Annotated in this window: 8 protein-coding genes; all 8 read right to left on the bottom strand. The window is 74.6% G+C overall.

Features of this window, described 5'->3' with window-relative positions:
* Positions 1–107: 107 nt before the first annotated feature.
* On the bottom strand, positions 108–908 hold the full coding sequence (locus EHS43_RS31615) for a universal stress protein (protein WP_185806494.1): 801 nt from the start codon (positions 906–908) through the stop codon (positions 108–110).
* Positions 909–984: 76 nt separating this feature from the next.
* Positions 985–1,425: a pyridoxamine 5'-phosphate oxidase family protein gene (locus tag EHS43_RS31610; RefSeq protein ID WP_125194113.1), complete on the bottom strand. Its 441-nt coding sequence runs from the start codon at positions 1,423–1,425 to the stop codon at positions 985–987.
* 125 nt (positions 1,426–1,550) lie between these two features.
* Positions 1,551–2,252 (bottom strand): pyridoxamine 5'-phosphate oxidase family protein, encoded by a 702-nt coding sequence (locus EHS43_RS31605; RefSeq protein ID WP_125194112.1) that lies wholly within the window; start codon positions 2,250–2,252, stop codon positions 1,551–1,553.
* Between the two features lie 17 nt (positions 2,253–2,269).
* Positions 2,270–3,343 carry a zinc-dependent alcohol dehydrogenase family protein gene (locus tag EHS43_RS31600; RefSeq protein ID WP_125194111.1) on the bottom strand — a complete coding sequence of 358 codons (1,074 nt, stop codon included), beginning with the start codon at positions 3,341–3,343 and terminating at the stop codon, positions 2,270–2,272.
* Between the two features lie 124 nt (positions 3,344–3,467).
* Positions 3,468–4,469 carry a nitroreductase family protein gene (locus EHS43_RS31595; RefSeq protein WP_125194110.1) on the bottom strand — a complete coding sequence of 334 codons (1,002 nt, stop codon included), beginning with the start codon at positions 4,467–4,469 and terminating at the stop codon, positions 3,468–3,470.
* Between the two features lie 145 nt (positions 4,470–4,614).
* On the bottom strand, positions 4,615–5,103 hold the full coding sequence (locus EHS43_RS31590; RefSeq protein ID WP_125194109.1) for a hemerythrin domain-containing protein: 489 nt from the start codon (positions 5,101–5,103) through the stop codon (positions 4,615–4,617).
* A 17-nt stretch (positions 5,104–5,120) separates the two neighbouring features.
* Positions 5,121–6,368 (bottom strand): MFS transporter, encoded by a 1,248-nt coding sequence (locus EHS43_RS31585; RefSeq protein WP_125194108.1) that lies wholly within the window; start codon positions 6,366–6,368, stop codon positions 5,121–5,123.
* Positions 6,369–6,545: 177 nt separating this feature from the next.
* Positions 6,546–7,705 (bottom strand): FAD-dependent oxidoreductase (locus tag EHS43_RS31580; RefSeq protein WP_125194107.1); only part of this gene is annotated, 1,160 nt, incomplete at its 5' end.

Raw genomic sequence — 7,705 nt, 5'->3', positions numbered from 1 at the left:
GTCTCGGGGCGGGCGGGCGTGCGCGCGTATCCGCACCCCACCACCTTCCTTCGGCGTGGGCAGCCCTCGACAGGGCCGTTCGGGCCACCGGGCGCGGCCGGGAGCCCCTATCGGGTGGGCACCACGACCACGGGGCAGTGGGACCGGTGCAGCAGGGTGTGGCCGATGGGGCCGAGCCGGGGCTCGGTGCCGTGTCCGTGCCGGTGCGCCCCGACGACCACGAGGGCGGCCTCGCGGGTCGCCTCCAGCATGGCCTGTGCCGGGTCGGTGCGGACCGTGAGGCTCTCCACGCCGATCCCGTCGTACCGCCGGCGCAGTTCGGCCACGTCGAAATGCGGCACGGCCTGCTCCTGCCCGGGGTTGGCCCCGGTGACCGGCGACGGCAGCTCGGGGGTGGTGTGCCGGTGGGTCCAGGCGTGCAGCACCCTGAGCCGGACCCCGCGCCGCTCCGCCTCCTGGAAGGCGTAGGCCGCCGCGTCGGCGTCGCTGTCGCTCTCCAGGCCGAGCAGCACCTCACGCCCGCCGTCGCACCGGTGGTCCCCGCGGACGACCAGCAGCGGACCGTGGGTGTGGGCGGCGAGCCGCAGGCTCACCGAGCCGAACAGCGCGCCGGTGAGCCGCCCGAGTCCGCGGGTGCCGACGACGGTGAGGTCCGCGCCCTCGCTCTCGCGGGTCAGCGCCCGCGCCGCGCCGCCCTCGGCGAAGGCGGTGGTGCACGGCAGCTCCGGGTACCGCTCGTGGATCCGTGCCTCGGCCGAGGCCAGCACCGGCTGCGCCTCGTCCCGGTCGGGCACCGCGTAGACGATGTGCAGGGCGGCCCCTCGCCGTACGGCCTCCTCGGCCGCCCAGTCCAGTGCCCGTACGGCGATCAGTGAGCCGTCCACTCCGACGACCACACGTCGAGTCATGTCCTTGTCCCCTTCTGTGCTCGTCGTCGCCACGGTGCCGTCCGGCCGGGGTGCGCGGGGCCGCGCCGGTCCGGTGTCAGGCGGGCAGCCGGGTGCCGTAGAGCGTGCGGCCGCCGGTGAGTTGACGGCCTGTGATGAGTTCGGGCTCGATCCGCACGAAGACCTCCTCGGGCGAGGGCGCCCAGGAGCGCGGTCCGACCCGGCACAGGCGCGCGTGCTCGGCGGGGTCGGTGATCACTTCGGCGCGGCCGGTGACGACGACGCTCCAGCCGGACCGCGCGACCGCGTCGACCTCGTCCGTCTCGAAGGCGACCACCACGCCGTCGACCGCGCGCACCAGCTCCGAGGACGCCGCCGTCCGCAGCAGGACCCCGCCCCCGTCGTCCAGGCAGAAGTTCACGGGCAGCACGGCGGGCAGGGCGTGACGCGTGTGGACGATGCGGCCGACCGGGATCCCCGCCATCAGGCGCAGGCACTCCTGCCGGTTCAGTTCACGGAATCCGTCATCGGGATACATGGGCCGGTCCAACCTTCGCCGTCTGCTGCTTCGTGCACTCAACCCTGCGCCCGCTGCGGACGGACCGTGAGGGGCCATGGGTCCCGGCTCCGGGACAGGACGGCCCTGACGCCGGGACCGATGGTCTACCGGCCCCGGGACTCGGAGTGCCGGATGGAGCGGCCGGTGATCTCGAACGGGTCGACGCACACCCACAGGTCGCGTCGGCCGCCCGCCCAGGGCTCGCTGTGCGCACGCTCACTCAGCCGGCGGATCGTCTCGGGACGTGTCACGCGCCGGGCACGGCCGCGCACCAGCACACTCCAGCCCTCCCGCTGCACCTCGTCGATGTGGTCGACCTCGAAGGCGACCCGCTTGCCGAGAAGCTGGGACGTGAGGGAGCCGTGGGCGGTCCTGAAGGCGATGGAGCCGTCGATGACGCTGTAGTTGACGGGGAGGATGCTGACCCCCTCGGTGGTGACCACGCCGAGTCTGCCCACGCCGTGGGTGGACAGCAGCCGTCGGCACTCCTCGACGCCGAGCGTCTCGGACTGCGCGCCTGCGGCTGCCGTCCCCCGGCCGGGCGGCACCTCGATGTCACAGCCGGTGAGGGCCGTCACGCCGGTGGCCAGGGCGTCCGCCAACCGCACCAGGGTGCTGATGCCGGGCGCGGCGGCAGGGCTCTCCTCCAGGTAGCGCAGGTAGCCGGGTGCCATGCCCGCCCGGTCCGCCACCTCCCGCCGCGTCAGGCCGAGTTCCCCGCGTCGGTGCAGAAGGCGGCGGCCCAGGTCCCCCGGCCCGGCGCCGGCGGTCGAATGGCCGGACGTGGGTGACGTGTGTGCGGGCATGGTGCTCGCCTCCAGGTTCACGGGGTCGCGGGAACGGCGAGGGTGTCGTGGCGCGGCTCGCCCAGCACGACCTTGAGCGCTCCGGTCTCGGACGCCCGGCCGAAGACGTCGTACGCCTCCTCCATGCGGTCCAGCGGGAAGGTGTGGGTGACCAGCGACGAGGTGGGCAGCCGTCCTGCGGCCGCCAACCGCAGCAGGGTGGGCGTGGACGAGGTGTCGACCAGCCCGGTCGTCAGGGTCACGTTCTTGATCCACAGGTCTTCGAGGTGCAGCGTGGCGGGCTTGCCGTGCACTCCGACGTTCGCGACACGGCCGCCGGGGCGCACCATCCGGGTGCTCAGTTCGAAGCTCTCGGGCACGCCCACGGCCTCGATGACCACGTCGGCTCCCAGGCCCTCGGTGAGGTCCGCGACGAGTTGCCCGGGATCCTCCCGCACGGCCACGACCGCGTCGGCGCCGAGCCGCTTGGCGGCGTCCAGCCGGGAGTCGGCCAGGTCCACGGCGATGATCCGCTCCGGTGTGTACAGCTGTGCCGTGCGGATCGCGGCCAGACCGACGGGACCCGCGCCGACGACGGCGACGGTGTCCCCGGGCCGTACGCAACCGTTGAGGACGCCCACCTCGTAGGCGGTCGGGTAGATGTCGGCGAACAGGACGGCGTCCTGTGCGCTCAGCCCGGCGGGCAGCGGGTGCACGGACAGGTCCGCGAAGGGCACCCGCACGTACTCGGCCTGCGTGCCGTGGACGCGGTGGCCCAGGATCCAGCCCCCGCCGCCCAGGCACTGGCCGTACATGGCCTGCCGGCAGAAGCGGCAGCGGCCGCAGGCGGTGATGCAGGAGACCAGGACCTCGTCACCCGGCCGGACCGTGCGCACGTCGCTGCCGGTCTCGACGATCTCGCCGACCGCCTCGTGGCCCAGGATCGTGCCGGGCTGCACCTCGGGCACGTCGCCCTTGAGGATGTGGAGGTCCGTCCCACAGATGGTGACGGCCTTGACCCGGACGACGGCGTCGGTGGGGTCCTGGATCACCGGGTCCGGGACGTCCTGCCAGGCGGACTGTCCGGGACCGTGGAAAACGAGACCCTTCATGACCGTTCCTCCTTCACTGCGGTGCTGTGCCCTACGGGTCCAGCGTGAGCCGGGTGGCCGACATCCGCATGGGCCGACCGGACCCCACCGCACTGCAGGACGGCACTGTCCCGGCGCGGCGTCGTCAGGGGCTGTCGTTCCGCGTGTCGGTCAGCTTCCGCGGGGACCGGCGCGGTGTGGCGGGGCCTTCCGGGCCGTAGCCGAGACGGATCAGCATCTGGGCGTGCCCGGTGTGGTCGGGCTCGGGGCTGAGGTCGCGCCGCAGGTCGGGCCACTCCATCGGCTGGTGCAGCAGGGAGGCGCGCAGGCCGTGGGCCGTGGCCACCAGCAGCACGTGTTCGAGGGCCTGGCCCGCCCGCAGCCAGTCGGCGCGCCGGTCGTGGAGGGTCGTGAGCAGGGCGATGACCGGGCTGGTCTCGAAGTCCTGGGCGGGCAGGCGTTCGGGGTGCCGCAGGGCGGTGAAGTCCCGCATCGGGATGCGTTCGCGCGCGTCCTGCGGGCCGAGCACGCTGTCCGGGAGACCGACGTCGGCGGAGTCGTCCTCGGCGGGGTGCAGCCAGCGGCGGCTCTCCGCGCCCCGGTCGGCGTCGACGCGGTTGCGGTGCTCCGCCTCGGTGGTCACGCGCAGCAGGCGCGCGGTCTCCACGGGGCCGGGAAAGGCGAGCAGGGCGCCTTCCGTGTGCGCGGCCTCGGCGAGTTCGGCCCGGGCGGTCGGGGACACCGGACGGCCGGAGAAGGGCATCCGGCTGCTGTGCCGGCGCCAGATCGCCGGGTACAGGTCCGCGCGGTGCTCGACCGCCTTGCGGTGGGCGGGTGCCGTCAGCCGCACCGTGGCCAGCAGGCCGGGGTCGTCGGGGCTGGGCAGCAGGCGGACCACGGGCGACCAGCCGAAGTGGACGGCGGCGACGCGGAGGTTGAAGACGGCCGCTCCCACCGACACGTGCAGGGCACGACCGACGGGGTCCGCGTGCCGCAGCCCGCGCTCCGGGGCGGCGCGCACCTCCAGAGTGACGGTGGCGGGGTCCAGCCGGTAGCGCCACGGCTGGGTGTTGTAGAACGAAGGGGCGGCCACGGCGGCCGACAGACAGGTTTCCAGGGTCGCGGCGTCGAGAGACGCGGTGCTCATGATGCCCACCTCCCGCTCGGGTGCCGGACGATTGCGTGTGCCATCGAGCGTGGGGCCTCGGCGCGGGCGGGGAGAGGGGCCGACCCGCCCTCGTCGCCGGCCGACCGGGGTACCCCGGTCGGCCCGGGGCGCCCGCTCGGGAGGGTCACCGGGGCAGCAGTTCCTCGGCGGGCCCGGTCCGTTCCGTGCCCACCCGCAGGCGGACCGCCTCGACGGCTTCCCACTGCTCGGTGCCGAGCGTGGCCAGGGCGGCGGGGAAGACCCCGTCCTGCTCCTTGAGGATGTGCTCGCGCAGCAGGCCCAGCGTCTCGATCAGGCGGTCCGGCCAGGAGGCGTCGGCCAGGAACGGTCCGTCCGCCTCGGCGAGCACGGCCTCGACCCGGCGGTGCTCGTCCTCCAGCGCGGCGATCTTCTCGGGGAACTCCTCGGCCAGGGCCGGGAACAGGCCCTCCTCCTCGACCCGGGTGTGCGGTCGGAGCACGGCCGTGATCTCCCGGGCCAGCTCCGCCATCCGGGTGACCGCGCGGTCCCGGTGGGCGGCGCGCACCCGGCTGATGAGGGTGACGACCCGTTCGTGCTCCATGGTCAGCTCGTCGATGGTTTCCAGTGCCTGGCAGCCGCAGTACTCGCACATGTCGGTGTCCGCGCCTTTCAGTCGGTGAGGGCCGCGGGGGCGCGGCGGTCGAGGGCGTGGCGGACGCCGGTGCCGGTGAACAGGAGGGCCGCCGCCGCCACCGCGGCGAGCAGGACCAGGCCCAGCGCGTAGGAGTCGTAGGCGCCGTAGACCGAGCCCATCACCAGGGGCGGTACGAAGCCGCCCAGGCCGCCCGCGGCGCCGACGACTCCGGTGACCGAGCCGGTCCGGTCGGGCGGGGCGAGCAGGGCCACGTAGGCGAAGGTCGCTCCGCTGCCGGCGCCGAGCGCCGCGGCCATGGCGAGGAACGCGACGGTGCCGAGCGGGGCCAGGGGTGGGGTGAAGGACTGCGCCAGCGCGCCCGCGACGACCACGGCGAGTGCCCCGGCCAGGACGCGGACCGGGCCGATCCGGTCCGAGAGCCAGCCGCCGACCGGCCGCATGACCACCGCGAGGAGCACGAAGCCGGCCATGCGGTCGGCGGCGTCCGTCTGGGTGAGGCCGTAGCCGGTCTTGAGATAGGTCGGCAGGTAGACGGAGAAGGCGACGTAGCCGCCGAAGGCGACCGCGTACAGGGCGGACGCCTGCCAGGTGATGCCGAGGCCGGCGGTGGCGGCCAGCCGGCGGGCCAGCGGCTCGGTGGGCACCGTGCGGCCGGGCGCGTCCCGCAGGACCAGCGCCGCCAGGACGGCGTACCCGGCCAGGACGAGGGCCGTGAGGAGGAACGGGGTGGAGGTGCCGTTCGCGTTCACCAGCTTGACCGTCGTCAGGGCGCTGATCGCGGTGCCGCCCATGCCCATGCCGAAGATCCCGATCGCGAGGCCGCGCCGCGCGGGCGGGAACCACGCGCTGACGAAGGGCACCCCGACGGCGAACGCGGTGCCGCCGATGCCGAGGAAGAACCCGCCGGCCAGCAGAGCGGCGAGGGAGGAGTGCCCGGCCAGGCCCAGGTAGAGCACCGGCACGATGGTGGCCGCCGAGACCAGCGGGAACATCACCCGTCCGCCGTAGCGGTCGGTCAGCGCGCCGACCGGGATGCGGCCCAGCGAGCCGACCACCACCGGCACCGCCACGAGCAGCGACTGCTCGAACGAGGACAGGGCGAGGGAGTCCTTGAGCCGGGGGCCGAGCGGGCTCAGCAGCGCCCACGCCCAGAAGTTCACGGCGAAGCCGACCGTCGCGAGGCCCAGCATCAGCCAGGCGCGCCCCGGCACCGGTGCCGGCCGGGGCGGGGCGGGGTTCCTCTTGGACGACTCCAGCACCATCGCGTGCCTCCTGATCACGGTTCCGGCCGCTGTGCGCCTCGGACGGCGCCGGCCTGTGCTCAAGACTTCGCGATCACGGACGGGCGCGCACGGGGCCGTCAGGTCCCGGACCGGGCCCGAACGTCCCTTCGCAGGGCCCTTCGTACGGCCGGGACCGGCTGCCGGCCGGCCCCGGGCTCAGGCGCCCGTCCGGGCCGGTGCGCGGCCGCCGCCCAGGGTGCGGAGCAGGCGGTTGCGGCCGCCGTTGGGCACGGTCCACAGCGGGTGGCCCCGTACCGCCCAGGACTGCAGGAGCGCGTTGGCGGCGAGGAAGCCGCTGGTGGCGGCGCGTTCCATCAGGGCGACCGGGAGGTCGGTGCGCACCAGGTCGCCCGCGAGCACCAGGCCGGGCTGCGGGGTGCGTACGCCGGGACGGTCGGCGTATCCGCCCACGGGGAACAGGGGGCAGTCCTGGCGCCACTCGTGCCGCGCGTCCAGGACGCGGGCGTCGCGGGTCTCCGGGTAGACCTCGCGGAGCTGTGCGATCAGGTGCTCGGCCTCCGCGGCGGGGTCGGCGTTCCGGGGCAGCGCGTAGCCGTGCAGTTCGACCACGGAACCGCCGGTGCGGGCGGCCCAGCGGGCGGCCTCCCGCTCCCAGCGCTCCAGGACGCTGACGTTGTCCAGCGAGCCGTATCCGGCCGTGCCCAGGAAGCCGGGCCGGCCGGCGTCGACGGGGCGGTCCAGCCAGAGCCGGGAGACCAGGAAGGGCGGAGCGGTGCGCAGCCGCCCGACGCGTTCGCGCCAGGCCTCGTCGGCGAGCCCGGGTGAGCGGCCGACCAGGGAGCACAGCCCCGCGGTGTCGAGGGCCAGGACGACGGTGTCGTACGGCCTCTCCTCTCGGTCGGTGGCGACGGTGAAGGTGCCGTCGCCGGCGGGCGAGACGTTCTCGACGGGGGTGGACAGGCGCAGGTCGACGCCGTGGCGGGCGAGGTGGTCGGCGAGGGGGTCCCACAGGGCCGTCGGGAAGGGCTCGTCGGGCACGTCGAAGAGGAGTCCTTCGGAGCTGCCGAGGAAGTAGATGTGGAACATCAGGACCATCTCGGCGGCCGAGAGCTCGCGGGGGTCGGCGAAGAAGCTGCGGGAGAACACCTCGAAGGCCAGGTGGCGCGCGGCGGCCGGGAAGCGCAGGGACTCCAGGAAGTCGTGGGCGCTGACGGTGTCGAGTGCGGCGTAGACGTCCGGGACGCGGACGTCGAGCAGGGGAAGGGCCGCGGCGGGGCGCATGCGCGCCAGGTCCCGCCAGCCGAAGGAGGGGCTGAGCGCCACGAAGCCCAGTGCGCTCAGGGGCGGGGTGCGGG

The organism is Streptomyces sp. RP5T (assembly GCF_003933965.1).
In the GTDB taxonomy this organism is placed as follows: Bacteria; Actinomycetota; Actinomycetes; order Streptomycetales; family Streptomycetaceae; genus Streptomyces.
This window is presented reverse-complemented; position numbering and strand designations above follow the sequence as displayed.